General features: G+C 42.2%; 21 protein-coding genes. 12 read left to right on the top strand and 9 right to left on the bottom strand.

The features are described from left to right. Nucleotides 1-27: 27 nt before the first annotated feature. Complete coding sequence (locus HUO09_RS12955) at nucleotides 28-1,071, bottom strand: alkene reductase (protein ID WP_167412300.1); 1,044 nt, start codon at nucleotides 1,069-1,071, stop codon at nucleotides 28-30. A gap of 160 nt (nucleotides 1,072-1,231) precedes the next feature. On the opposite strand from HUO09_RS12955, the gene HUO09_RS12950 reads away from it, so the two are divergent. The 4 genes from HUO09_RS12950 (at nucleotide 1,232) to HUO09_RS12935 (ending at nucleotide 7,158) form a co-directional block, all read left to right on the top strand. Next, entirely contained in the window at nucleotides 1,232-1,813 is a 582-nt protein-coding gene (locus HUO09_RS12950) for a TetR/AcrR family transcriptional regulator (RefSeq protein WP_167412299.1), read from the top strand. A 254-nt stretch (nucleotides 1,814-2,067) separates the two neighbouring features. Then, nucleotides 2,068-5,424, top strand: a complete 3,357-nt coding sequence (locus HUO09_RS12945; RefSeq protein ID WP_188234231.1) for an MHYT domain-containing protein — start codon at nucleotides 2,068-2,070, stop codon at nucleotides 5,422-5,424. Between the two features lie 3 nt (nucleotides 5,425-5,427). Beyond that, nucleotides 5,428-6,447, top strand: coding sequence for an HD domain-containing phosphohydrolase (locus HUO09_RS12940; RefSeq protein ID WP_188234230.1), 1,020 nt, complete (start codon nucleotides 5,428-5,430; stop codon nucleotides 6,445-6,447). A 114-nt stretch (nucleotides 6,448-6,561) separates the two neighbouring features. Beyond that, a complete protein-coding gene (locus tag HUO09_RS12935; RefSeq protein WP_167412295.1) occupies nucleotides 6,562-7,158 on the top strand; it encodes a sugar O-acetyltransferase in 597 nt (198 codons plus the stop codon). Nucleotides 7,159-7,250: 92 nt separating this feature from the next. Here the strand turns inward: HUO09_RS12935 and HUO09_RS12930 are convergent, their stop codons facing one another. Next, complete coding sequence (locus HUO09_RS12930) at nucleotides 7,251-7,898, bottom strand: hypothetical protein (RefSeq protein ID WP_167412294.1); 648 nt, start codon at nucleotides 7,896-7,898, stop codon at nucleotides 7,251-7,253. 97 nt (nucleotides 7,899-7,995) lie between these two features. Here HUO09_RS12930 and HUO09_RS12925 point away from each other — a divergent pair, with 97 nt between their 5' ends. Next, complete coding sequence (locus tag HUO09_RS12925; RefSeq protein WP_167412293.1) at nucleotides 7,996-9,150, top strand: hypothetical protein; 1,155 nt, start codon at nucleotides 7,996-7,998, stop codon at nucleotides 9,148-9,150. Between the two features lie 121 nt (nucleotides 9,151-9,271). Here HUO09_RS12925 and HUO09_RS12920 read toward each other — a convergent pair whose 3' ends face one another. Both HUO09_RS12920 and HUO09_RS12915 read right to left on the bottom strand, forming a co-directional pair. Next, nucleotides 9,272-10,186 (bottom strand): pseudouridine-5'-phosphate glycosidase, encoded by a 915-nt coding sequence (locus tag HUO09_RS12920; RefSeq protein WP_188234229.1) that lies wholly within the window; start codon nucleotides 10,184-10,186, stop codon nucleotides 9,272-9,274. Then, complete coding sequence (locus HUO09_RS12915) at nucleotides 10,176-11,303, bottom strand: PfkB family carbohydrate kinase (RefSeq protein ID WP_223159437.1); 1,128 nt, start codon at nucleotides 11,301-11,303, stop codon at nucleotides 10,176-10,178. The genes HUO09_RS12920 and HUO09_RS12915 overlap by 11 nt, the downstream gene beginning before the upstream one ends. A 242-nt stretch (nucleotides 11,304-11,545) precedes the next feature. Between HUO09_RS12915 and HUO09_RS12910 the strand changes: the two genes are divergently transcribed. Next, nucleotides 11,546-11,962 carry a ribosome recycling factor family protein gene (locus HUO09_RS12910; RefSeq protein ID WP_188234228.1) on the top strand — a complete coding sequence of 139 codons (417 nt, stop codon included), beginning with the start codon at nucleotides 11,546-11,548 and terminating at the stop codon, nucleotides 11,960-11,962. Nucleotides 11,963-12,002: 40 nt separating this feature from the next. Here the strand turns inward: HUO09_RS12910 and HUO09_RS12905 are convergent, their stop codons facing one another. Then, nucleotides 12,003-12,809: a Cof-type HAD-IIB family hydrolase gene (locus HUO09_RS12905; RefSeq protein ID WP_188234227.1), complete on the bottom strand. Its 807-nt coding sequence runs from the start codon at nucleotides 12,807-12,809 to the stop codon at nucleotides 12,003-12,005. Nucleotides 12,810-13,024: 215 nt separating this feature from the next. Further along, nucleotides 13,025-13,870 carry a CPBP family intramembrane glutamic endopeptidase gene (locus tag HUO09_RS12900; RefSeq protein WP_188234226.1) on the bottom strand — a complete coding sequence of 282 codons (846 nt, stop codon included), beginning with the start codon at nucleotides 13,868-13,870 and terminating at the stop codon, nucleotides 13,025-13,027. Nucleotides 13,871-14,149: 279 nt separating this feature from the next. On the opposite strand from HUO09_RS12900, the gene mtgA reads away from it, so the two are divergent. The 3 genes from mtgA (at nucleotide 14,150) to HUO09_RS12885 (ending at nucleotide 18,158) form a co-directional block, all read left to right on the top strand. Further along, nucleotides 14,150-14,827, top strand: coding sequence for a monofunctional biosynthetic peptidoglycan transglycosylase (mtgA, locus tag HUO09_RS12895; protein WP_223159447.1), 678 nt, complete (start codon nucleotides 14,150-14,152; stop codon nucleotides 14,825-14,827). 158 nt (nucleotides 14,828-14,985) lie between these two features. After that, a complete protein-coding gene (locus HUO09_RS22565) occupies nucleotides 14,986-16,287 on the top strand; it encodes a PAS domain-containing methyl-accepting chemotaxis protein (RefSeq protein ID WP_188234225.1) in 1,302 nt (433 codons plus the stop codon). 362 nt (nucleotides 16,288-16,649) lie between these two features. Next, nucleotides 16,650-18,158: a PTS transporter subunit EIIC gene (locus HUO09_RS12885; protein WP_188234224.1), complete on the top strand. Its 1,509-nt coding sequence runs from the start codon at nucleotides 16,650-16,652 to the stop codon at nucleotides 18,156-18,158. Nucleotides 18,159-18,206: 48 nt separating this feature from the next. Here the strand turns inward: HUO09_RS12885 and malI are convergent, their stop codons facing one another. Both malI and HUO09_RS12875 read right to left on the bottom strand, forming a co-directional pair. Further along, nucleotides 18,207-19,238, bottom strand: coding sequence for a Mal regulon transcriptional regulator MalI (malI, locus tag HUO09_RS12880; protein WP_188234223.1), 1,032 nt, complete (start codon nucleotides 19,236-19,238; stop codon nucleotides 18,207-18,209). A gap of 55 nt (nucleotides 19,239-19,293) precedes the next feature. Continuing rightward, on the bottom strand, nucleotides 19,294-20,730 hold the full coding sequence (locus HUO09_RS12875) for a PLP-dependent aminotransferase family protein (protein WP_188234222.1): 1,437 nt from the start codon (nucleotides 20,728-20,730) through the stop codon (nucleotides 19,294-19,296). Between the two features lie 94 nt (nucleotides 20,731-20,824). On the opposite strand from HUO09_RS12875, the gene HUO09_RS12870 reads away from it, so the two are divergent. Further along, nucleotides 20,825-21,484 carry a pyridoxamine 5'-phosphate oxidase family protein gene (locus HUO09_RS12870; protein WP_188234221.1) on the top strand — a complete coding sequence of 220 codons (660 nt, stop codon included), beginning with the start codon at nucleotides 20,825-20,827 and terminating at the stop codon, nucleotides 21,482-21,484. A 43-nt stretch (nucleotides 21,485-21,527) separates the two neighbouring features. Here the strand turns inward: HUO09_RS12870 and HUO09_RS12865 are convergent, their stop codons facing one another. Continuing rightward, on the bottom strand, nucleotides 21,528-22,727 hold the full coding sequence (locus tag HUO09_RS12865) for a type III PLP-dependent enzyme (RefSeq protein ID WP_188234220.1): 1,200 nt from the start codon (nucleotides 22,725-22,727) through the stop codon (nucleotides 21,528-21,530). 459 nt (nucleotides 22,728-23,186) lie between these two features. On the opposite strand from HUO09_RS12865, the gene HUO09_RS12860 reads away from it, so the two are divergent. Both HUO09_RS12860 and HUO09_RS12855 read left to right on the top strand, forming a co-directional pair. Next, on the top strand, nucleotides 23,187-23,609 hold the full coding sequence (locus HUO09_RS12860) for a DoxX family protein (protein ID WP_167413331.1): 423 nt from the start codon (nucleotides 23,187-23,189) through the stop codon (nucleotides 23,607-23,609). A 278-nt stretch (nucleotides 23,610-23,887) separates the two neighbouring features. Then, complete coding sequence (locus tag HUO09_RS12855; protein WP_167413330.1) at nucleotides 23,888-24,451, top strand: sigma-70 family RNA polymerase sigma factor; 564 nt, start codon at nucleotides 23,888-23,890, stop codon at nucleotides 24,449-24,451. Nucleotides 24,452-24,506 lie beyond the last annotated feature (55 nt).

Genomic DNA, 24,506 nt, shown 5'->3' with positions numbered 1-24,506 from the left:
TATATATACAAATTATTAGATGGAACCTTACACTAAGGTTTCCAGCATTGCAGCATCGTATTCAACAAGTTCTTTATTTTGTTGTACGCGGCTCACGTAGTCTGGGTTAGCAATGAAAGGACGGCCGATAGCTAGCAAATCAAACTTGTTTGCTTTAATTGCTTCAGCACCGGTTTCTGCATTGTATCCACCAACTGCCATTAGAGTCTTAGAGTATGCTTGGCGCATGTAGTCTGAAACTTTACCGCCTAGGAAATCAAATTCCATGCTGTCATCAAACATACCTTCATGAAGGTAAGCTAAATCACGCTTTTCAACTTCTTTTAGGAAGTAATCGAACACCTGACGATCTCTTGCATCTGTCGTCATATGGGCATAACCCGCTGGAGATACACGAAGGCCTGTCAATTCTGCGCCAATACGTGCAATTACAGCATCAATTACAGCAAGAGGGAAGCGAGACATGTTCTCCGCTGTTTGGCCAAATTCATCTGTTCTACGGTTAGTGTCGTAGTGTAGGAATTGGTCAATCAAGTAGCCGTTAGCACCGTGAATTTCTACGCCATCAAAACCCGCTTCAATCGCGTTTTGTGCAGCTTGTGCATAATCTTCAACCAGTTGTGCGATTTCTTCGTTTGTTGCTTCTTTAGGAACGGTGTAAACCAATTCACGCATGCGAGGAACAGTCCCATCAAATGCTACTGCTGAAGGAGCTAATACGTATTCACCACCCCAAAAGTGAGGGTGTGCTACTCGGCCTGTATGCCATAGTTGAGCGAAAATCTTGCCGCCATTTGCATGTACTGCTTCTGTTACTTTTTTCCAGCCAGCAATTTGCGCTTCACTGTAAAGTCCCGGAGTGTTTGGATAGCCTTGGCCATCAGGACGAATAATTGTCGCTTCTGAAATGATCAAACCTGCGTCAGCACGTTTTGCGTAGTACTCGACCATAGCATCCGTTGGAACTAGGTTTGCATCTGCCATACAACGAGTCAGTGGAGCCATTGCAATACGGTTTTTAAGTGTAATTTTGTCGTTTAGCTTATAGGTTTCAAATAGTGTTGCTGTCATTTTGCTGTTCCTTATACGCCCTATGTGGACTTGATGTGCACATCCTAACCTTTTCTTGAACGAACATTCAAGTTATTTTTTGAATGTTCGTTCAAGTATCTTGTGCATGGGTATTCAAACCAGTACACTGATTGCGTCTTAAAGCTAAGAGCAAAGTGTAATGAGAAGTGCAGAATTTGACCGAGAGTATGTTTTACGCTCTGCGATGAATGAGTTCATCGCCAAAGGTTATAACAAAACCAGTATGCAGGATTTGAAACGAGCGACAGGCTTGCACCCAGGCTCAATCTACTGTGCTTTCGAAAACAAACGCGGATTGCTACTTGCGTCGCTCAATCATTATGCCGAAACCAAATCCAAGTCGTTTGAAGAGTTCTTTGTTGATAGTGATTCCATTCTTTGTGGATTTGAAAATTATCTGAACGACATTATTGAGTTTAAAGAGTGCCACGAAAATAAAGGCTGCTTATTACAAAAGTCTTTGAGTGAACTGGAGCAGCAAGATGAAGAAGTCGAAGCCATCATCTGCGGTATGCTTAATCGATGGAAACTCAATATTCGAGAAAAAATTGAGACCGCGAAGGCTAAGGGTGAGCTACCTGAGGATTCGGATTGCGAGTTGCTCAGCGATTTTCTGGTAATGAACATTTATGGTTTGAGATCTTTTGCGACCACGAAACCATCAAAAGAATGTTTGGAAAAATTGGTTAAGAAAATTGTGCAAAGCTTAAAGATTCATTAACCTCAAAAATAACTTTGTATTAAAAACAATTCGACAGCTATCACCTTAAATAAAAGTGATGGCTGTTTTTGCTTTAGCTTCAGTTACTTGTTCTTACCACTCCTTATTAGCAAAAAAACCTTAACAATATTATGGGTTTATTATTGTAAGACTTACCTTACGTAACGCTTAACTTTAAGTGTGAACAATAGTAACGTGCACGCTCAGCGGCGATATTGCCTTAAGCCCGTGTCAGTTTTATTGAGTTATAAATTATGTTTGACCACTTTTTTGTTGTAGATGTTAGCCCTGATAAGCTTGTGACTGGTACGTACAATGTTTGGCTCGTGGTGGTATCCGTTTTTCTTGCTTCCATGGCATCATTTTTCGCTTTGCGTTTAGCCTCTACAGCAAGGCATATTCAGCTTCCTAGCCATAGGCTGACAGCTCTATTGGCAGGTTCGTTTGTGATGGCTGGTGGTATCTGGAGTATGCATTTCGTCGGAATGCTAGCTTTTGCTATGCCTCATACAATGGAATATGACCACCATATTACCGCGCTATCTTTTGTGCCTGCAGTATTGGCCAGCTATTTTGTCTTAAAGTCATTAATCAATGAAACGGATTCATTTAAAGTCACGTTAAGGAACGGAATGGTTGTCGGCGCAGGCATTGGCGCGATGCACTATATCGGTATGGAAGCGATGGATATGGATCTTGAGCTTCGTTACGATCCCTATTGGTTTGCTTTGTCTATTGTTGTGTCTGTTGGATTGGCGACCATCGCTTTGACGGTTCGATCAAGACTCCGGTATGCATTTCCTGCTTTAGGTTCAATCCACGTTAAATTGATTAGCGCAGCAATTATGGGTAGTGCAATTTCTGCCATGCATTATACCGGTATGGAAGCGGCTCGCTTTATTGAAGAGATGGAGTGTGTTACCCCTGCATTTACCGAACAAGACAACACACAATTGGCCATCATTGTTTCGATCTTTACGCTGCTTCTTTCAACTTTGGCGGTTAACGTCAGTTCTCAACTTCGATACCGACAGTTATTGAGAGAGAAAACTGCTGGTGAAGCGAGACTTCAAGCAATTCTTGATACGGCCGCTGATGGCGTTATCACAATTGATGCGCGTGGTATTGTTCGCGGTATCAATGGCGCAGCTTGCACAATATTCGGTTGGTCTGAACATGAGGTCATTGGGCGCAATGTCTCAATGTTAATGCCATCCAACCATCAAGTTCAGCATGACTCCTACTTAGAGAATTACTTCATAACGGGGAACGCAAAAATTATAGGTTCACCAAAAGAATTATACGCTCGTCATCGATTTGGGGATTTAATTCCTATCCGTTTGGCTGTAGGGCGTGTCAATTTGGAAAATGGTGAAACTCTGTTCGTCGGTTTCGTCTCTGATATTTCAGAACGTAAAGCTATGGAAGAAAAGCTAAGAGAGAGCGAACAGCGCTTAAGTTCACTGATGCAAAATATTCCGGGCGCTTCGTTTCGACGTTTGCTAGATCACAATTGGACGCCCGTATTTCTTAGTGAAGGTATTGTGGAGCTCACAGGTTACAGTGCTGATGAGTTTTTATCTGGCAGTGTTGCATTCGCGAACTGCATTTATGAAGGCAAAGATCGCGATTTGTGCGCCAATATGCGTGAGAATATCGATGAACGTGATACTTACGAGATTGAATACCGTATCCATCATAAGAATGGCAATACCGTCTGGGTGTTAGAAAACGGCATGGTTGTTCGAGATGAGGCAAATAATGCCGTCTGGGCTGATGGTGTCATGGTTGATATATCAAGTCGAAAACAGATGGAACAAGATCTGGTTGAGGCAAAACAACGTGCTGAGCATGCGGCGGACAGTAAAGCTGCATTTTTAGCTAATATGAGTCATGAAATTCGCACACCGATGAATGCTATCATTGGTTTTACTGACATTCTGCTTGATTCAGAAGTCAAAGGAGAAGAGCGAAAACACCTTCAAACCATTTCGCAATCGGCTCGTTCGTTACTGCATCTGCTTAACGATATTCTCGATAGCGCCAAACTAGAGAAAAACAAACTCGAAATTGAGAAGGTGCCTTTCAAGCTTGCAGCCTGTGTCGATACCGTTATTTCTACCTTATGGTTAACGGCGAAAAATAAGGGCATAGAACTCAATCTGAATATGGCCAATGATTTGCCTCAAGTCGTTGTCGGAGCCGAAGACCGTATACGCCAAGTGTTAATGAACCTTGTCGGCAATGGCATCAAATTTACTGAAAGTGGTGGTGTATCTCTAACGGTCTCTTCGGTCGAACACAAATCAGATTGGCTCCGTTTTAGCGTGGTTGATACGGGGATCGGGATCGATCCTTCTCGTCTTAAATCCGTATTTGACCCGTTTACGCAGGCAGATGCTTCCATGAGCCGTCGTTTCGGTGGAACGGGTCTTGGCACTACGATTTCCAAACAACTGGTCGAGCTAATGGGCGGAACAATTCATGCGACCAGCGAATTGGGCAAAGGGAGTTGTTTTAGCATTGAACTACCATTGGAAGAAAGTGAAGCTGAAACAGTAGCTCGCTCTTCTCATGTCATCACACTGCCAGCACTAAGAGTGTTGGTGTGTGACGACATTGAGCAAAACATTAACTTGCTGAGAATTCTTCTCGAACGTCAAAATCACAAAGTATTCACCGCTCAAGATGGGCATGAAGCTGTTGCGCAATTCAAAGCGGTTCAACCAGATATCATCTTAATGGATATTCAAATGCCTAATTTGGATGGTTTGGGTGCAAGCAAGCATATTCGTGAGTGGGAAAGGCAGAACAAATTGGTCAGAACACCTATTGTAGCTTTAACCGCCAGTGTCCTTGCTGAAGATAGAGTGGAAGCACGAGAATCTGGCATGGACGGGTTTGCAAACAAACCTGTCGATTTCGCTCTTTTAACCCAAGAAATGGCGCGAGTACTGCATTTTGAGCATAAGGCTCAGGATGGACACGACGCGACTTCAATAACAGATAATGCCGTTGGGAAATATAAAGTTATAAGTTTGAATAAAGCGCTGAAACTTTGGGGAGATGTACACTTATATCTGGCAGAACTTGTTCGTTTAACTAATAAACATGAAGCGTTGAGTAGCACACTCAAGCAGTTAGTCGATGAGCAAAATTGGCCAGTACTAGGTGAACAAGCTCATGCGTTGAAAGGTTTAACAGGCAATCTGGCTCTTATTTCTCTGTCCCATGCCTTTGCTGATCTAGAGAGAGCTGTCGATTCGCATATGCCCGCGCAAGCTCAGTCAGCAGTCGTACAGATTAAAATAATCTGGAAAGATTTGACTCACGACATCGAGCAACTACAAAGCCTCTACCCAGAGGCAGAGATGGCTGAGCCGGAATCGGCACTCGCAAATTCAAATGTACAGGATCTACTTGAAGATTGGCTAGCGGCAACCAAATCCGGTGAGCTGCACGATGAGACAGTGGCTAAACTTCAGCTTGGTTCCCCCGATGTTATCAAGAAAAATATTAATGATGCGGTCAATGCTATTGAAGAATTTGACTTTGCATCCGCAGAACAGTTCATTAGAAATGCCATTGAAGCGTTACAGCAAGAAGGATAATTCATGACTTTATTTACCAAACAATTACCTCGAATTCTTGTTGTTGATGACGAACCTGCCAACCTCAAAGTGATTCGCCAAGTTCTACAAGAGGATTACCGCCTAACATTCGCTCGTTCTGGTCAAGAAGCGCTGGCGCGATTAGAGCAAGAGAGCGTCGATTTAATCCTTCTCGATGTCATGATGCCTGAAATGACTGGGTTTGAGTTGTGTAAGTTACTGAAAGATGAGACAAGTACGGCCTCTATCCCAGTGATATTTGTGACAGCACTTCGTGATTCTATAGACGAAGAGAAAGGTTTTGCACTCGGTGGTGTTGATTACATCGTGAAGCCTATTATCCCTGCGATTGTTCGGGCACGGGTAAAAACGCATTTGTCTCTAGTTAAAATTGACGTCTTGCGTGAAACTCAAATTGACTTAATTCAAAGGCTAGGGCGCGCAGCGGAATACAAAGATAACGAAACAGGCATGCATGTTCAGCGCATGAGTCATTACACCAAAATGCTTGCAATGGCAGCAGGCATGGCAGAAGAACAAGCCGAAGAGTTACGAATGGCGACCACCATGCACGACATTGGCAAGATAGGTATTCCCGATAATATCTTGCTTAAGCCGGGCAAGCTTGATGAACAAGAGTTTGTCGAAATGAAAAAGCACGTACAAATTGGTGGGAATATTCTCTCTAATCCTCGTTCCACGTTGATTTCGTTGGCCCATGCTGTTGCTACTTCTCACCATGAAAAGTGGGATGGTTCAGGGTATCCTAATGGCTTGGCGGGCGAAGCCATTCCTGTCGAAGGTCGTATGGCGGCGATTGCGGATGTATTTGATGCGTTAACCAGTGAGCGTCCGTATAAAAAAGCATGGTCAATAGAAGATGCATTTGAGTTCTTGAAAAGTCAGTCTGGCAAACACTTTGACCCGCAACTGGTAGAGATTTTTGTAGAGCAGATTCCGGCAATTATGGAAGTGAAAGGCAAGTTCAATGATCATGAAATACCCGATCCTTTCACGTATTAGTTTTTACCATTTAAAGCGAACCTGAATCACTTATGTGGGAGATAGTTCTGATTAATCACCTAATCAATTTAGTAACTTACGTGTTTTTATTGGTTATTGAAGGAAGGGCGTCTAATGGATGATTCCCACATAATGCATAGTCAGAAAGTTTACTTCTGTGATGACGAAGAGCTCGCTAAGGCGCAAATGCAGTGCCTTGAAGTACTTTACGATTACAATCAGACTCGGCCAAGTGAAGTTGAAAAGCGCAAAGCAATCTTGGAGAAGTTGTTTGCTGAAGTCGGCGAAGGTTGCTACATAGAACCTCCTTTACGTACTAACTGGGGTGCTCATACCCATTTGGGCAAAAATGTATACGCCAATTTCAATTTGACACTGGTGGACGACACTTATATCTACATCGGTGACTATGTGATGATTGGTCCAAACGTCACCATTGCGACGGCTGGGCATCCAGTTGATCCAGAAATGCGCAGAAAAGTCGCGCAGTTTAATATTCCTGTGACTATTGGAGACAATGTTTGGATTGGTGCCAACTCTGTCGTTTTACCGGGTATTACTATAGGTGAGAACAGTGTAATTGGTGCGGGCAGCGTCGTTACAAAAGATATTCCTGCTAATGTTGTCGCGGTGGGTAATCCATGCAAAGTACTGCGAGAGATTGGCGAGCGAGATAAAGAATTCTATTTCAAAGACAAAAAGTTTGAATAGTTGATTCTTGAACAAGAAAGTGATGTTAAAAGCCGCTCAGCATCCGCGGCTTTTCATCCAGATAACACTGTCTACGAATGTCATCTCTATGCTTATTTAATACGCGACATTTTGAAACCACGATAGTTGAACTCTTCAAACTGAAGTTTTTGGCCGTTGTTTACAAACAAGAATTCCATCTCGCGGTTTTTATTTTTCACCACTATGCGATGCTGCATTCCCTTTTCTGTTTTCGTCGTCGAATAAGAGTCAATTTCTACATCTTTAATCTTTTCTTTCAGGACATATTGATACGATTTTTTCAACGCCCCACGAGTTAAATCTAGCGTCACTTGGTTTAGCAATGGAATAAATGGGTAAGCGTTTTTATCCAACTCAGACACCTTTGTTTTGCTGTCTTGATCGGTTATTTCAAGTGAACTGAAATTGTAGGTATAAGCCTCTCTATCCGAGCCTATACGCTCAGAGTATTTGGATGAAAGGGGGATGATTTGACCGTCAAGTTGTTGATATGAACCCAGTTCAATGACATTCGCCTTGATAAATAAAAAAGCGCCATAAGCACGCGACTTGTAAAAACAGGTGCTATCTTTACAAGTAGATGACATAACTACCTGACCTAAGTTAACTGGGCCAATATCAACAGAATATTCGCCATTTACACCCTCAATAGCTTGCGCTCGGCTAGAGAGAGTAACAAAGGAAAGCAGTAATAAAATAAATAAATGTTTAGTTATCATGAGACCCACATTTAAAGGCTGGTTAAGCTACAACCATATTTATAAATCTATACGAATTAATGAAATTGTCCTAACTGATAAAAAATAATAAGGACTTATGTTGCATATAAATATTTGTAAACGTACAGGTATTAGGCATCAAAATTCAGAGATTGTTCAGGTTTTTTGGGGAAGAAAAATTTGTAAAGCGATAGTTCAATACGTTCATGTCGTTGTCCTTACAGCTCTGCCATTTTATGCGCTAGCAGTACCTACTGGAGCCGTTCCAGACACAACTGAATTCGAGCGTTCGAATTCAGACTTGCGCTATTCAGTACCTCTTACTGAAGAAGAAATTTCATGGGTTGATGAAACCAATGATTTTCTCTCAGAGTTGGTATTGGATTTCAGTGAGTCCATTGATCATGGACTCGCGAAGGCAGACGATGAGGAACCCTTACTAAACAAAAGCTATATCAAGATCATATCTGCCGGAAAGTACTCACATCGTGGCGATTTGGATACCGATGAAAGTATCGCGGTTCGCATCGATTTACCTCATACAGAACATAACTGGAAGATTATCTTTGAGACTGACCCCGATGATTATGATGACCTAGAGAGTAAACAGCGTGGTCTGAATACATCTAGCCCAGATTCAAAAGGTGCATTTGGTGGCATTCGTCTCCAAGATGAGCAAATCAGTCACTGGAGAACCAGTTTTGACATCGGCATAAAGATAAGACTGCCTTTAGATCCCTTTGCTAGGACAGAAATTTATAGGGTTGCACAGTTTTCCGAGTCTTGGACAACCAAAGTGAGTCAAGAATTTTTCTACTTTAATTCCAAAGGGTTGGGTTCACTCAGTGCTCTAAATTTTTATTACGATGTGAATGAAGCAGCAGGGCAGATTTTCACCATCGGGACTAGTGCCCAATATCTTTATGATGACGATAGATGGGAAGTTCTTCATCAAGCTCAATACTTTGACCGTCTCAACGAAAAACAACTTTTGCAGTATTCATTAGGTATCAGCGTATTGCCTTACGATGAAGATGAAGTGAGCAACATTTGGTTATCAGCCTCATGGATACAGAAGCTCTACAAGAATTGGTTATTTTTAACTGTAACGCCTCAATTAGAAGTGCCCAGAGAATATGATTACAAACTTAATCCTGGCATATTTGTCGAGTTTGAAGCCTTCTTTTCAAAAAATCGTAAAGTTGACCGTCTGAATCGCTTCATTCCCGAACCGACAAGGAACCTTGATTAGTTGTTCTAAGAAGATCAAACCGAAGATCATTCTAAACAGTATGTCTCGGTAATAAGGTTGCTAGCATATTATGGTGCCCACTTTTTATGTGGGCACCGATGAGTTCGAACAACTATTCAGTTTATGCGCAATACGCTATAGCAATAGCCGAGGCTAGTCTTGCATTGTTTAGGACAAGTTGAATGTTGCTGCTCAAGCTGTCACCACCGGTAAGTTCACATACACGAGCAAGAAGGAATGGGGTCGATGCTTTGCCGTGAATACCTTGTTCGTCAGCTTCGCGAAGAGCTTGTTCAATGGCGTTATCAATCACATCTTTTGGCATAGCAAATTCTGTCGGAATTGGATTGGTAATAACGGCTCCGCCTTTTAAACCCAACTGCTGCTTGGCTTTTAGTACTGAAGCAATATCGCTCGCCGAATCCAGACGATAGTCAACTTTGAAATCGCTCGACTGAGTATAAAACGCGGGCAAACTTTCTGTTTTATAACCAATTACAGGTACGCCATGAGTTTCTAAGTACTCTAAGGTTAGACCAAGATCGAGTATCGATTTCGCGCCAGCACAAACCACAGCAACATTTGTTTGAGCCAATTCCTGCAGGTCTGCTGATACGTCAAAGGTAGTTTCGGCACCGCGATGCACACCACCGATACCGCCAGTAGCAAATACGCGAACGCCAGCCATATCCGCTAAGATCATAGTCGCAGCCACCGTTGTTGCACCGTGTTTTCCAGCAGCAACAATAAACGGGATATCCCGACGGCTTACTTTAGCCACACTTTGTCCCGCTTTCCCCAGAAGTTCAATTTCTTCCGGAGTTAAACCGACTTTGAGGCGACCGTTGATGATGGCAATTGTCGCTGGTGTTGCACCTGATTCACGTACGGTATTTGAAACTTTTAATGCAGTTTCTACATTTTGTGGGTACGGCATACCATGAGAAATGATGGTTGATTCTAGGGCAACCACAGGCTGATTATTTTCTAATGCAGCGCGTACTTCAGGGTGGATATCAAGAAAATCATTCAGCATGGTTAATCTCCATTAAGCGTTGGACGGCGCGGTCTGACATGCGCGGGTTGATAGTGTCATAAGATTGCGTTGCAAGTTCAGCGCAACTAAAAGCAAATTCAATACTCTTCTTCCAAGACCACATTTCTAAAGTGGCGTGTGCCAGTCCAGCCATTAATGCATCGCCTGCACCTGTAACGTTGGTAACGCTGGTGGTTCTTGGTTTGAGTCGAAGGGTCTCATTTTGGTTGCTGGCAAAGATGCCTTTTGAACCAAGGCTTAGAACCACTTCTTTGACTCCAAGATGATGTAAAGCATCGCAAATTCGAGGAAAATCATCTTCGGATGTCACTTTGATACCGGAAAGAAGCTCAGCCTCAATAAGGTTGGGTTTTAATAAGTCAATTTGAGACAAATAGGGTTTGAGTTTTAACGCTTTGTTTGCTGAAACGGGATCGACATAGATACGTGTATTGTCGATACAGTTAAACAGGTAGGAGAGAGCATCTTCACTCAGGTTTGCATCTATAACGACTAAATCACTATGAGAGATAAGAGACTTATGTTTGGTCAGTTGATCAGCATTGAGTTGCTCCAACACTTTCATGTCATTCAGTGCGATTTGCATTTCGCCTTCATTGTCATGAATAGAGAGATAGGTCGCTGTTCTGCCTTGTTGGCAGCGCAGAAGATGGCTAACACCAACTCCCGCATCTATGCAGGCCGAAACTAATTGCTCTCCCCACTGATCGTTACCTATGCTGCTGATCAGTTCGACTTTGCTACCAAGTCGGGCTAAGTTGTCCGCAATGTTACGAGCAACGCCTCCGGGGCTGTAATGAAGTGTACCCGGATTCGAATCGCCATTGAGCAAAGGTACAGATGCCTTACCACAAAGATCCATATTGGCACCGCCAATAACAATTGCTGTTTTTTGCGAGGCGAGAATATAGCCTTTGCCTTTAATTAGACCTTTGTTGGTTAAGTTCATGATGTGTCCGGCTACCGCACTGCGACTGATCATCAGTTGATCAGCCAGTTCCTGTTGCTGAATCATTGGGTTCTCGCGTAGTAGGGCGAGTATCTGTTCTTCTCTAGGTGTCACAAACATATGTCCATTAACCAAACATATGTTCATATTATCTTCTTACTGCTAGTTGTGTTGCTGAATATCGTCACGTTTCATAAATAGAACATTATTTCATCTGTTACAGCATTAAATGTGACCAATGATGCTTTTACTCATCACCAGAGACAAGATTTTCGGTTGACGAAAGTTGGATGGATTACTGGGAAAGCAATGGGCTAACCATTTCAAAACACAAACTAAGTTGTGTTTGATTATGAGTGACGTGATAATTGGCGCAATGTGTTTTATAGGTGTTGGTTGTCGTTTTGAAAACCTTGAGTGTTGAGCATGAAAAAATAACGATCTTCTTTCCTTCTTTAGTTCGTCGTGTCGGTGGCGAGAAAGCGAAAGAGTTAAAAGCGTTGGCATCTGATTATAGATGTGAGCTTAAAAGAATCCGACGCTCAAGAAACTGGCAGATATCAGGTTTTTTTGAGCAACTATCTGACTACAACCAACAGCTTAAAGTATCTGGCATAGTCACAGATACGCCATTCATCGTTGAAAAAATCAGTGAGGCTCTGAAACCTTATGAGCAAGCTTCTCTTCCTGAACGGTTAGCCGCTCTGATTTCGAAAAATGAAAATATTACTCTGGCAGAATTGATGGACAAAACGGGCTGTACTATTGCACAAGCCCGTTTAGCACGAGACGATTTTGAGCTTTAGAACTGTGTGGCTATCTTCTTGTTCTTTTCTTGCTCAATCGTTAGTCGAGTTCTTTTAATAACTCTTTTAACACCACTAGAACGCCACTCTCGTCATTGCTAGGTGCGCTGAAGCGAGCAAAAGATTTAACCTCTTCATGGGCGTTTTCTACCGCATAAGAGTGGTAGCTGGCTTGCAGCATCTCCACATCATTAAAGTAGTCACCAAAGCTCATTGTTTCTTCGTAAGTGAACCCCAATTGATTTTGTAGATATTCGATAGCTTCACCTTTAGAGGCGGCTGGGTTCATCACATCTAACCAGATTTTTGCACTGATCACGACTTTTTGTGTATCACCGAAAACAGGGTCAATTACAGGGTAAACATGTTTTTCTGATCCTTCAAAATGGCAAATTGCCACTTTCAAAAATTCGTCTTCGATGGTCGTTAAATCTTCAACGATTTCACAGCGGTGGTAGTACTTCTGAACCTCTTCACGAGCACGTTGATCTTCAGTTTCTATATAGGAAGAACGTTTACCGCAAAGAACAATATGTGCACCTTCAATCGAACGCGCTGCCGCGATTAAATCATTAATTACCGCCGAGTCTAAAGGCAGGCTATACAGCTCTTGGCCTTTATGCATCACCAATGTTCCGTTTTCAGCGATGAACATAATTTGGTCTTTTACCTCTGAAAAGGTATCAAGCAAGCTGTAGTACTGACGGCCGGAAGCCGCAGCAAAAATGATGTTTTTCTCAACCAGTTTTGGATGAAGCGTAAAAAATTCAGGGTCAAGTTGTCCGCGGCCGTTGAGAAGTGTTCCATCCATATCGGTTGCAATAAATTTGATGTTACGGTGTGACATATATTGAATTCTCTTGTTTGAATGCGTTTGGCTACGGAAATTAAGATGTTAATCCTGCTGAGACTGCGTACGATACAACGTATCGATACAAATGATAAGTGGCGAATAAACCGGTTATTCAGAATTATGCCCGCACTCGTGGTGTGCATTGTTACTACAAGTGCCTTGATATGGCGATTACATTACTTTCATTACATAGTTACGGCAAGTTCGATTCAATGTGCTAATGCGGGATACGTAAAGAAAACAAGATGAGCAAAGTTGAATGCAAAATGGGCAAGTACTGAACACCAAAGTCGTCCTGTAAAATGGTAAATCAATCCATACCCTAAACCTGCGAAAGTCGCGAAAAACACAAGTAACATCCCACCACCAACGTGAGCTAAACCAAACAACGCGCTGGCAGTAACTAAACCGATCCACCAAGTGTAGCGACGGGATAGTGACTGTTGAATCAAACCACGAAATAACGCCTCTTCGGCAACACAGGTAATCATTAAATTATTGATTGCAAATAGCCACCACCAGTCAGGTAGGCTAAGTTCTACTTTTAAGGCTCCGGTTAAAGAGGCTAAGGGAAGCAAACTTACGAGTAACACTATTGCCAGCAAGATCCCCTTGAAGTGCAGTTTTTTTGTGTTCCCCAAAAGTGTCGGATAGGCATACAGCAGGGCAAAAAACGCAATCGGTTTGTCCAAATTTAAGTACATCGTAAATGGCAGACTTTGCGGACCTGCATAGACATGATTCAAAACCAGCAAATTGTTAAAACCGGGTAGGCGATGCAAGAATAGAAGGCCACAAGTCACGATAACAATTGTCCAACAAAGGTAGATAAGCCGCTTACTGCGCTTATGTGTGACTAAATTGGGAATGTAATGAGCAACCAAAAGTAAAACGATGGAAATACCCATCGCCAACAGTTCTATACGCCCAACGATAAGTGCGCATGCTAATGCTATTGCCAACAAAACAACGGTAATGAGTTTATGGCGGGTGAATCCGCTGAAGATTGCAGCAATCAGAGGTAACCATATCCAGATGGCAGGCGTTAAGACCATTAAACATTCCTTATTTATTAGAGAGCTTTGCCGTTGCAAGGCGAGAATAGCACTAAATAAGGGTATCTTGCTGCTCAATAGTAAACATTCAAAAAACAAATGAGTGATGAAATTTACATGGACTGAACATTGTTTCAAGTGATCTCGTGTAACCTCGGACGCGAGATTGGACATCAATATAGCTTAACCATATACAGTGTTAGGAAAAGTAGGGAGCGTGAATTACTTAGCATTGCAATTCTATATAAAGGTACAGGTTTGAAAGGTATTGCCCGAAAATTGAAAAGACGAATTGGTAGATTATTGATTACATTGATCACTTTGGCTTTTTGTCTGCCTGTAGTGCTGGTTGTTATCTTGAAATTTGTGAATCCACCAACTTGGGGTTGGCAGGTTTCTCGAACGTTATTTCCTCCCAAGGGATACCCTGAACAGACCCAACACCAGTGGGTATCCATTGATTCCACATCACCCTCATTGCCTTTAGCCATTATGGCTTCTGAAGACCAAAGATTTCCCTATCATTGGGGCGTCGATGTTTCGGCATTACTGTCGGTGATTAGTAGCAGTGGTGACCAGGGTCCCCAAAGAGGTGCCAGTACCATTACTCAGCAGACAGCAAAAAATATTTTTTTGTTTCCGAGCCATACCTATCTGCGTAAAGCCTACGAACTTTATATCGCGCTGCTGATCGAGTTGGTGTGGGGCAAAGAACGAATCATGGAAATGTATTTGAACGTTGTTGAATTTGGCCCCGGTATTTATGGCGTTCAGGCGGCAAGTGAGCATTATTTTGGCGTTTCGGCACATCAGTTAACGCCTTATCAAGCTGCGCAATTGGCGGTTGTTTTGCCAAACCCCTACAAAATACAGCCAATGCCCATGACGCCTTATGTGCAGCAGCGAGTTCACTGGGTATTAAAACAGATGAATAATTTAGGGGTACTGGCTTTATAAAATAAGCGTTCAATAACGCTAGGTCGATACTGTTTTCTGGCTCGAACTTAAATTCAATTCCACTAACGCTCGTAAGTCTTCAAAAAGATTGGATAAATGTTGATACTCGCGGAACTATAGGCTAAACATAATCGTGTGTTGTTTAACAGGAGTGAACAATGTTTGTCTCAAGCAGTTATCACAAAAAGATTGTTGCAGATTTAAAGGATCAATCCGCTTCAACGAGTGCTTTTAGAGAATCCCTCAAAAAAAACGTTCCCTATATCGAATTTACCCCAACAGGGAACGTTATATATGCGAACGATCTTTTATTGAGTTCTTTTGGCTATCATCTGGAAGAGGTGATGAATAAGCACCATAGTGTGTTGTGTTTTCCAGAAGATGTGGATAAACGCGAATACAAAGAGCTATGGCAATCTTTGGCGAATGGTGAGTCTACAAATGGCACATTTATTCGCAAAGACAAAGCGGGGAATGCGGTATGGCTAGAGGCAACCTATTTCCCGATTATCAAAAATGGCAAGGTAGAATCTGTCGCCAAAGTCGCTTCTGATGTGACGACCGAGCAAGCTGAATTAGAAAGAAATCAAGCCTTATTGAAGGCGTTGGATAAGTCGTTGGCTGTTATCGATTTTTTACCTGATGGCACAGTGCTAGGAGCGAACAAAAACTTCCTCAATTGCCTTGGCTATTCATTGAATGAGATTGTGGGCAAACACCACCGACAGTTCTGTGATGAAGAGTTCTATCGAGAGAATCCTACTTTTTGGCAAGACCTCACCACAGGAAAGATCAAAAGTGGCCTGTTTAAACGTATAGATAAGCATGGGCGTACCATTTGGCTAGAAGCCACTTATAACCCAATTTATAACCATGCTAATCAGGTCGTAAAAATCATCAAGCTCGCGAGTGATATTACTGAGCGAGTGGAAAATGCAATGAAAGTGAAAGAGGCTGCTTTGATCGCATGCAAAACTGCTCAGGAAACCGTAGATATTTCAGAAAAGGGTAAAGAGAGAGTAGAGATTCTTCTATTTAACTCAGAAGATATCAATGGTTCGGTTCAAGGTGTCGGAGATTTGATCGGTCAACTGAATGAACAAGCAAAGAGTGTGAACGCTATAGTTTCAACTATTACAGCGATTGCCGAGCAAACTAACTTACTGGCACTTAACGCTGCAATTGAAGCCGCACGAGCTGGTGAACAGGGTAGAGGTTTTGCTGTGGTTGCTGAAGAAGTTCGTAATTTGGCAGCCCGTACATCACAATCAACTGCAGAAATTGCTGACGTCATCGCTAAGAACACCACCATTACACAGAACATAGATACACATATTCGAGCTGCGCTTGAGAAAACGAGTTACGGAGAGAGTCAAGCCATCGAGATTAAAGCGGTTATCGAAGAAATCGTAATGGAAGCAAATCTGGTTTCTGACTCAGTTAAAGGATTGTCACTGTAAATTTACCAGTGTTAATCAGCTGCTTTAAAGGTAAAGAGATGGCTATCCCATCTCTTTTTTGTATCAATACTCTCCACACATACACGCAACATTTCAATTCCATATGTATTGCGTCTGTTCTGAATGGTATAAACCATCTAAGAAAGACTTTGTTTAGTCTGTTGTAGGCATATTCGAAACAGTCTTTCTTGCAAAGCGTTTATATAACTAGATGTATTAGTAAAACGTTTTATCTATAACCATTGTTTGCGAGGTAAAACGTTTTACTTGATTCGATTGCTTTGTAAATCAGCTTGTTAGCGAGTCATATTATAGCGGAAACATGGTGTTTTCCATGGTGGCTATAAATTTAAGGACTGAATATGACCAAATATTTACGGGCTTTGGCATCCCCTTTATCTCAGTTATCGCTCATTGGGCGTGCGCTGATGTTGCCAATTTCACTACTTCCGGCGGCAGGTTTATTACTTGCTTTTGGTGACAAGTTTGGCATGCCTTTAATGATGCATGCTGGTGGTGTGGTATTTGACAATTTGCCTTTACTTTTTGCAATTGGTTCCGCAGTCGGTTTGGCGTCGGAATCGGGCATAGCCGCGCTTTCAGCCGCGGTTTCAATACTGATTATCAACTCTACAATCAGTGCGTTGCTTGGTATTACTCCAGAAATGGCAAGTGAAGGAGGCAAATACGCATTAGTGCTCGGTATCCCTTCGCTACAAATGGGGGTATTTGGTGGTCTTATTTCAGGTATCTTGGCGGCATACTGTTATAAGCGATATCACGATATCAGGCTGCCTGAATTTTTAGGATTCTTTTCCGGTAAGCGATTCGTTGCCATTTCATGTGCGTTTTACTCTTTTCTATTAGGCTTACTTTTACCCTACGTTTGGCAATACGTTCAAAATGGTATTGATGCTCTTTCAACCGTGGTTAATGGCGACAACCAAATGCTATCGACCTTTATCTTCGGACTGACAGAAAGGGCTCTGATTCCATTGGGTTTACACCATGTATGGTATCCGTCTTTCTGGTTTACCTTTGGTGAGTATGTGACGCCAACAGGTTCTGTGATTAATGGAGACCAAACTATCTGGTTCAAGATGCTTACAGATGGTGTGAAATCATTTAGCTCAGATACATACAACGATGCTGGTAAGTTTATGCAAGGTGAGTTTCCTCTGATGCTGTTTGCATTACCCGCAGCATGTTTGGCTATGTATCACGAAGCTCATACTAAGAACAAAAAGATCGCAGCTGGTATCTTGTTCTCAGCAGCACTGACGTGTTTCATTACAGGTATTACTGAGCCAGTAGAGTTTACTTTTATATTTGTTGCGCCAATTTTATATGTATTCAATGCGGTCATGGCTGGTTTGTCGTACATGATGATGTATGCACTCGATGCCCATATCGCCAAATCATTCTCAGCGGGGTTAATCGACTATATTTCATTTGGCATCATGCCGTCTCTAAATGGCTTTGAAACGAATTGGGTCAAAGTTATCTTCATTGGCATACCTATGGCAATGATCTATTACGGTGTTTTCCGAGTCGTGATTCGTAAGTTGGATGTGAAAACACCAGGAAGAACGGATGTTTCTAACAATCTAGATGAAATTACTGATGAGGAACTGACGACACAAATTTTGTTGGCCATCGGTGGCATGGATAATATCGCGAGTTCAACGGCTTGTATCACTCGCTTGCGTTTGCAAGTGAAAGACAAAGACAAAGTGAATCGCGATGCTTTGAGTGATTTGGGAGCAAAAGGCGTGGTTTATGTCGGGGATACTGGTATTCAAATTATATTCGGTGCGCGCGCACAGTTTCTTTCCGACCAAATAGAGACACTTCAACAGCAATTGGCGTAGTGACACGGTAACATAATAAAAGGCGATGGGGGATATCCCGTCGCTTTTTTATGCTGAGTTACGGTGAATAAACCTCGCGGGCAGTATCATACTTTTATGTTCTGCATCGGTAGGATTTCGAATACTGTCTAGCAAACGCAGTGCAGCAGATTCACCTACTAAATAAGGGTCTGTATAGACACATGTCAAAGAAGGATGGTTGAGCATTAACTGTTCAGAATCGTCGAAGCTGATTAAGGCTACGCGCTCATCGATAAACAGTTCTTTGCCAATCTCTCGACCGCTTTTTCTAACACCGTTAACGCAACTTAGAGCACTCGATGCATCGTGACAGAGTATGGCAGTAATTTGAGTTTGCTCTGAAAGCAATAGATTTACAGCTTGAACCAAATCTTCCGAAATCAAATCACCGTCTAAAATCCACTCCTGCTTCGAAGGTAATCCATATTGGCTTAACGTGTAACGGTAGCTAGCGATGCGTTCATCTCTACTTGGAGAGCCTGTTGTTCCGCCAACATAAGCGATACGTCTATGACCTTGGCGAATAAGGTGCTCTGTCGCCAATTTTGCACTGTGTGTGTTATCGGGAGTAATGTAATCGATATTGCTATTTAGCTTTGCTGAAGAAAGGCAAACTAAAGGTATCTGTAAACTTTCTGGTTTACGTAGTGAAAGTAAATGTTGGTCATCGATAGGAGATAAAATGATCCCTTCGACACCTTGTTGATAAAGGGATAGCAGCTTTTGAGCATAGATCTCTGCATTTTGACCACATTGTGTCAGATAGAGCATATATCCATTTTGCTCAAGTACATCACTTATTCCAGCCACCATACGATAAGTTGCAAAGTCATTCTTGTTGTTGACCATTAATCCAATCGTTTTGGTCGACTGAGTTCGCAAATTGGCAGCCGTCTGATTGCGTACAAACCCCAACTCATCAATGGCTTTTTGGACGCGAGCGGTTGTCTGTGCCGAAATTCGACCTTTTTGGCTCAATACAAGTGATACGGTGGTAACCGAAACATTGGCGTGTTGAGCAACGTCTGTAATGGTTGTCTTTTTATTGCTTTGCGACATAAAAGATCTTAATCCATGTGAGGTGAATGGAGTTTAACGAAATGGCTTATGTTGATCACAATTGGATACCTAAGTTGTAAAACAGATCGGCTATTTGTTTAATTTTTACGTCAATATCATCCATTGAGGTATTGCCAAAACCAAGTACCAAACCTTGCCAGTTGCGTTGCCTGAAGTTTGGATGTTCATAATAACTTAATGGCCGCACAATGATTCCTTTCTCTAGTGCTTTCTGTGACAATGTCACCTCGTTAGCGCCATTTTGCCATTTTAGCGTAACGTGCAGACCTGCTGCTTGACTGATAATTTCAACATCGTTACCAAAATGCTTGTGGATAGCGACAGTCATCTGTTGATGCTTATCTTTATAGAGTCTGCGCATTTTTCTGATGTGACGTAAAAAATCTCCTGAGCTGATAAAATCCGCAATGGCTGCTTGGATGTGGGCAGGGGAATCGCCAGTCAATGCATCTTTTATTGCTAAACATTTGTTAACCAAAGCTGATGGAACGATGAGATAACCCATCCTTAAGCTGTTAAACATCGTTTTACTGAATGACCCAACATAGATAACTCGCGAGTCGTTACCGATTTCAGATGATAGACCTTGCAAGCTAGTATATGGACGATGTGCAAACTGAAACTCACTGTCATAGTCGTCTTCAATAATCCAACGGTCACCCTGAGTTGCCCATTCGATCAGTTTTAAACGTTGTTCAGTGTTTAAGGTTGTGCCCATTGGATATTGGTTACTCGGAGTAATATACAATGTTCGCGCTTTACTGTTGAGGATGTTTTCCAAATCAAAACCCACATATTCCTCAACATGAACTGGCTCAAATTGGTAATTTAATAGTTCGATGATCTTACGCATCTTGGAGTAGCCTGGCTGCTCCATCAAAATCGAATCGTTGCTTTCCATTACAGCCATCAGGGCTATCATCAATGCTTGCTGCGCACCTGACGTAATGATGATTTGGCTAGCATCGCAATGTACAGAGCGGCTTGTCGCAAGGTAATCACCTAAAGCCATTCTAAGATCACTATCACCTTGGATACCGTTATTGCCAAGTAAGTGTTGGCGCGTGGAATGCAGCTGAACATATTTGTGCCACTTAGCAATTGGGAACTGATGCAGATCGGGAACACCCGGTGCAAAGGCGCTGTTGATAGAAGACGTGTTTTTGTGGGTTTCGATTGATTTGACGATTTTAACGTTTGGCAAGTAGTGATCCGGAAGTTCGACACTCACGTAAAATCCCGACCCAGAGCGTGCTTCGATGTATCCTTCAGCAGCGAGCTGTTCATAGGCGGCTGTGACTGTATTTCTGCTAAGCTGCAGCTCTTCGGCAAGTTTGCGCGTTGAAGGAAGCTTTCCTCCTTTATGCCAAAGCTGCTTTACTATTTTTTCACGTATAGCGTGGAACAGGCTTTCCTGTTTCGATGATTTGTCACTTTGAAGTACTAAATCACCGGAGTCGATGGGTTGCAAAGCGGATCTATCCTTAATCCAAAACTGGTTCTTTTTAAGGTACCAGTGTGTTGCTACATTGCAACCATAAAGACAAATTTGATAGGGATAGCCAATGCTTTCAAATACACCGAGAACGCAAATTAAAAAAGCAGTACATAAAGCTCAGTTTGATTTGGAGAGTCTTCATCAAATTATTGATGAAAGCCTAATCGCACACATTGCAATTAATAACGAACAGGGACCGGTTGTCATTCCGATGTTGGCTTGGCGGGTAGAAGACCATGTTTACATCCATGGTGCAAACAACAGTCGCTTATTACGCTCACTCAAAAACGGGCAACAAACCTGTTTGACTTTTACGTTATTTGACGGATGGATACTGGCTCGTTCTGCATTTCATCACAGTGCTCATTATCGTTCTGCTGTTGTATTTGGTCAGTTTTCTGTGGTCGATGACAACAAAGAAAAAGATCGTTTATTGAATCATTTTGTAGAACACATTGCCCCAGGACGTACTCAGGAAGTTCGCTTGAGCAACGAAAGAGAACTGAGTGCAACCATGTTGCTTCGTATTCCTTTAACGGAAGCATCGGTTAAAGTCAGTAACGGTGTAGTTAACGACGATAAAGAAGACTTGGAACTGCCGGTATGGGCAGGTTACATGCCATATCGAACCGTTGTAGGGCCACTAAAAGCAGTTGGTGAACTAAGTGATGTTGTTGAAACTCCTGACTATAGCTCTGCGTACGGAAATCGTTGGCACAATGCTTAAACGAAAAAGCTCCCGTTAGGGAGCTTTCTGGATTCTTTTTATGTTAGCCAATCATGCGTTTGCTGCTTTCTTCGTACTCATTAGTCACAATAGTTTGAGCGCGTTTGAAGAAGTTAAAATCAGTGGCTGTTGCACTTGTGTATGCGCCCATCATGCGGCCAATAACCAAATCACCATTATCTAATTTTGGCAGCATAATGTTTTCTGCGATCACATCAATACTGTCACAAGTTGGTCCTGATAAAACACTAGGTACTAATTCACCATCTTGCTTTAGAGTTACGAGCGGGTATTCAGTATGGTCAAACATCAAGCCACTGAATGATCCGTAAATGCCGTCATCTAGGTAGTACCAGATCTGTCCTTCACGTTCAGCTTGCCCCATAACTGAAGCAACACTGGTTACTGCTGGAGCCACGATAAATCGACCCGGCTCAGCGATCACTTGTACTGTTTCTGGCAACTCGTTTAACGCTTCGTTAATAGGTACACAAAACTGCTCAATTGGCATCACTTGTTGTGTGTAAGTCACTGGGAACCCACCGCCAATATCTAGTGTACTTAGAGCCGGCAGGCCACGTTCAAATACTTGTTCCATCACTTGTTTGCAGCTGCGAATTGCGTCTACATATTTCTGTGGATTAGTCGTTTGAGAACCGACATGGAATGACAAACCTTTGATGTGAATGTTCCACTCTTTTGCGGTTTCAATGATCACCAATGCCTGCTCAGCAGAGCAACCAAACTTTTTAGATAAATCAGCGAAAGCTTCAGTGTTACGGAAGCTCAGGCGAACAAGCAGTTCCACTTTATCTTTGTATGGTTTGAACTTTTCTAACTCATTGAGGTTATCTACCACAAACACATTGCAACCGTAGGCTAGTGCGTCGCGAATGTCGCGGTCACGCTTGATTGGGTGTGTGTGGATTGTGCGTTCAGCGGGTACACCTTGTTGTTGAACAAGTTCAACTTCACCTGTAGTGGCTAAATCGAAGCATGCACCTTCTTCCAAAAGTGTTTTAACAACATTTGGATGAGGGAGCGGCTTTAGAGCAAAGTGCAGTGCTACATTTGGTAATGCATTGCTTAGCGCACGATATTGAGAGCGAATAATGTCGCAATCAAGAATCAGCAAAGGTGCACCAAACTGTGCAACAGAGGTTTCGATTAGGTCGATAGATTCTGCAGACAGAGCGTGAGAAGAAAAAGATTGAAAATCCAATACAGAAGCTGAATTAGCCATAGCAATTCTCCAAAATAACAAGGCACTTTTCATGGTCTTGGATGATGAAAAGTGGAGCGTCAATAAAAGCGCATTCGCGCCGTCAAAGTCACTCTTGGATAGTTGCTCTATCGCCTTGCCACAAAACTGCTGTGATGTACTCGGATTGGCTATCATCAAGAAGCAGGGCGATAATAAAGTCATACTTTTTCTCACGCAATAAAAAATACCCCAATAAAACTAAAAATTTTTTATCGAAAAGATAATTAAAAATGATGAATTGATATTCAGTATTTTCGAAGAATTAAACGACCCTTATATAGGGGCGAGTATTCTCATACATGATGAATGGCCTTTGAGATTTGATTTACATCAATGAGATTATTCGGAAAAATTGATGAAGATAATTAATACTTTTAGGTGATGCTGTGTGCTATGGCTTCTATAGTTAAGATTATTAGATCTAAAAGGATGGTTGTCATGCTAGACATTTTAAATCAACTTGATAAGCAGTTAGCAAAACCGGATATTGGCAAACTTGTACTACGTGTTAGCTTCGCACTTATGTTTTTACTGCACGGTATTCACAAAATCTACGGCGGGACAGATTCCATTCAAGGCTTACTGGTTGGACACGGTTTACCAGCCTTTATCGCTTATGGTGTTTACCTAGGGGAGGTTGTTGCTCCGCTTCTCATTATCGTCGGTGTTTTTACTCGTTTGTCGTCAATATTCGTTATCGGTACCTGTTTGGTGGTAATTTACCTATTGCACATGAATGACTTTTTCAGTTTAAACAAATTTGGCGGTTGGGCCGTTGAGGGAATCGCTGTATATCTGTTTGCAGGTATAGCGACGTTGTTCTTGGGCTCAGGTAAGTATGCTTTAAGACCAGACTCATAACGCCTAAATATTATTATCTCGACCGGATGTGTAGCGTCATCCGGTTATTTTTTATGCTATAACGCACTATAACTTAATTATTGGAATTGATTTATTAACTAGTTCACCTAAATAATGAGTATCTCCGCCAACTCACCGACAAACGCCAATCAAAACACGGAGAGCTTATTACTAGAGAATGCGTCAGATCTCAAAAAAGCGTGGAAATAGATCCTATTCTTTGAACATTGACCACTAAATTCCAGTCACCAACGATTACTTGGGAGTATGTTTGGTATATGAACTCAACTCGCAAATCTCCAGTACCTTGTTTATTAGATACTTGGACTACGACCGAACCAGCTCTGTATCGATGGTTAACTCAACACTGTTCCTGCCAAGATTTAGCCTATGACTTATTGCAGGACACTTTTCTTCGTGCACTGCAAAGAGATCGTGCATTTTGTGATATTGAGAATCAAAAAGCATGGTTGTTTTCGGTTGCTAAAAACTTGCTTGTTGATGAGTGGCGTAAATCAGGACGGCTAGAATGTCTTACTGACAGCAATGACCTACACACTATATACATAAGCTCAGAACGTGAACCAATTGAAAGCCTAGCTCAATGTCTTCCCAAGGCACTTGCTTGCTTAAGTGAAGAGGATCGCAGCGTAATTGAGTTCTGTGACTTACAAGGACACAGTCAAGAGGAATTCGCGAAAATCCACCACTTAACTTTAACTGCCGTTAAGTCGCGTATTCAACGCGCTCGCCCCAAGCTCCGTGCGAAACTTAATGCCAATTGCCACATTATCTTCGATGAACAACATAAAGTCTGCTGCTTCACACCTAAACGCTCCTAGCTTTTCTAGGTATACGTTAAGCGTCTTTTTATTTTTTTATGAAATTTTCTTGCGT

It is taken from the genome of Vibrio sp. Y2-5 (assembly GCF_014596725.1).
Taxonomy (GTDB): domain Bacteria; phylum Pseudomonadota; class Gammaproteobacteria; order Enterobacterales; family Vibrionaceae; genus Vibrio.
This window is presented reverse-complemented; position numbering and strand designations above follow the sequence as displayed.

Excerpts from the sequence above, each read along its gene's own strand:
- HUO09_RS12955 (WP_167412300.1), bottom strand. The coding sequence starts at position 1,071 with ATGACAGCAACACTATTTGAAACCTATAAGCTAAACGACAAAATTACA.
- HUO09_RS12950 (WP_167412299.1), top strand. The coding sequence starts at position 1,232 with ATGAGAAGTGCAGAATTTGACCGAGAGTATGTTTTACGCTCTGCGATG.
- HUO09_RS12945 (WP_188234231.1), top strand. The coding sequence starts at position 2,068 with ATGTTTGACCACTTTTTTGTTGTAGATGTTAGCCCTGATAAGCTTGTG.
- HUO09_RS12940 (WP_188234230.1), top strand. The coding sequence starts at position 5,428 with ATGACTTTATTTACCAAACAATTACCTCGAATTCTTGTTGTTGATGAC.
- HUO09_RS12935 (WP_167412295.1), top strand. The coding sequence starts at position 6,562 with ATGGATGATTCCCACATAATGCATAGTCAGAAAGTTTACTTCTGTGAT.
- HUO09_RS12930 (WP_167412294.1), bottom strand. The coding sequence starts at position 7,898 with ATGATAACTAAACATTTATTTATTTTATTACTGCTTTCCTTTGTTACT.
- HUO09_RS12925 (WP_167412293.1), top strand. The coding sequence starts at position 7,996 with ATGTTGCATATAAATATTTGTAAACGTACAGGTATTAGGCATCAAAAT.
- HUO09_RS12920 (WP_188234229.1), bottom strand. The coding sequence starts at position 10,186 with ATGCTGAATGATTTTCTTGATATCCACCCTGAAGTACGCGCTGCATTA.
- HUO09_RS12915 (WP_223159437.1), bottom strand. The coding sequence starts at position 11,303 with ATGAACATATGTTTGGTTAATGGACATATGTTTGTGACACCTAGAGAA.
- HUO09_RS12905 (WP_188234227.1), bottom strand. The coding sequence starts at position 12,809 with ATGTCACACCGTAACATCAAATTTATTGCAACCGATATGGATGGAACA.
- HUO09_RS12900 (WP_188234226.1), bottom strand. The coding sequence starts at position 13,870 with ATGGTCTTAACGCCTGCCATCTGGATATGGTTACCTCTGATTGCTGCA.
- HUO09_RS22565 (WP_188234225.1), top strand. The coding sequence starts at position 14,986 with ATGTTTGTCTCAAGCAGTTATCACAAAAAGATTGTTGCAGATTTAAAG.
- HUO09_RS12885 (WP_188234224.1), top strand. The coding sequence starts at position 16,650 with ATGACCAAATATTTACGGGCTTTGGCATCCCCTTTATCTCAGTTATCG.
- malI (WP_188234223.1), bottom strand. The coding sequence starts at position 19,238 with ATGTCGCAAAGCAATAAAAAGACAACCATTACAGACGTTGCTCAACAC.
- HUO09_RS12870 (WP_188234221.1), top strand. The coding sequence starts at position 20,825 with ATGCTTTCAAATACACCGAGAACGCAAATTAAAAAAGCAGTACATAAA.
- HUO09_RS12865 (WP_188234220.1), bottom strand. The coding sequence starts at position 22,727 with ATGGCTAATTCAGCTTCTGTATTGGATTTTCAATCTTTTTCTTCTCAC.
- HUO09_RS12860 (WP_167413331.1), top strand. The coding sequence starts at position 23,187 with ATGCTAGACATTTTAAATCAACTTGATAAGCAGTTAGCAAAACCGGAT.
- HUO09_RS12855 (WP_167413330.1), top strand. The coding sequence starts at position 23,888 with ATGAACTCAACTCGCAAATCTCCAGTACCTTGTTTATTAGATACTTGG.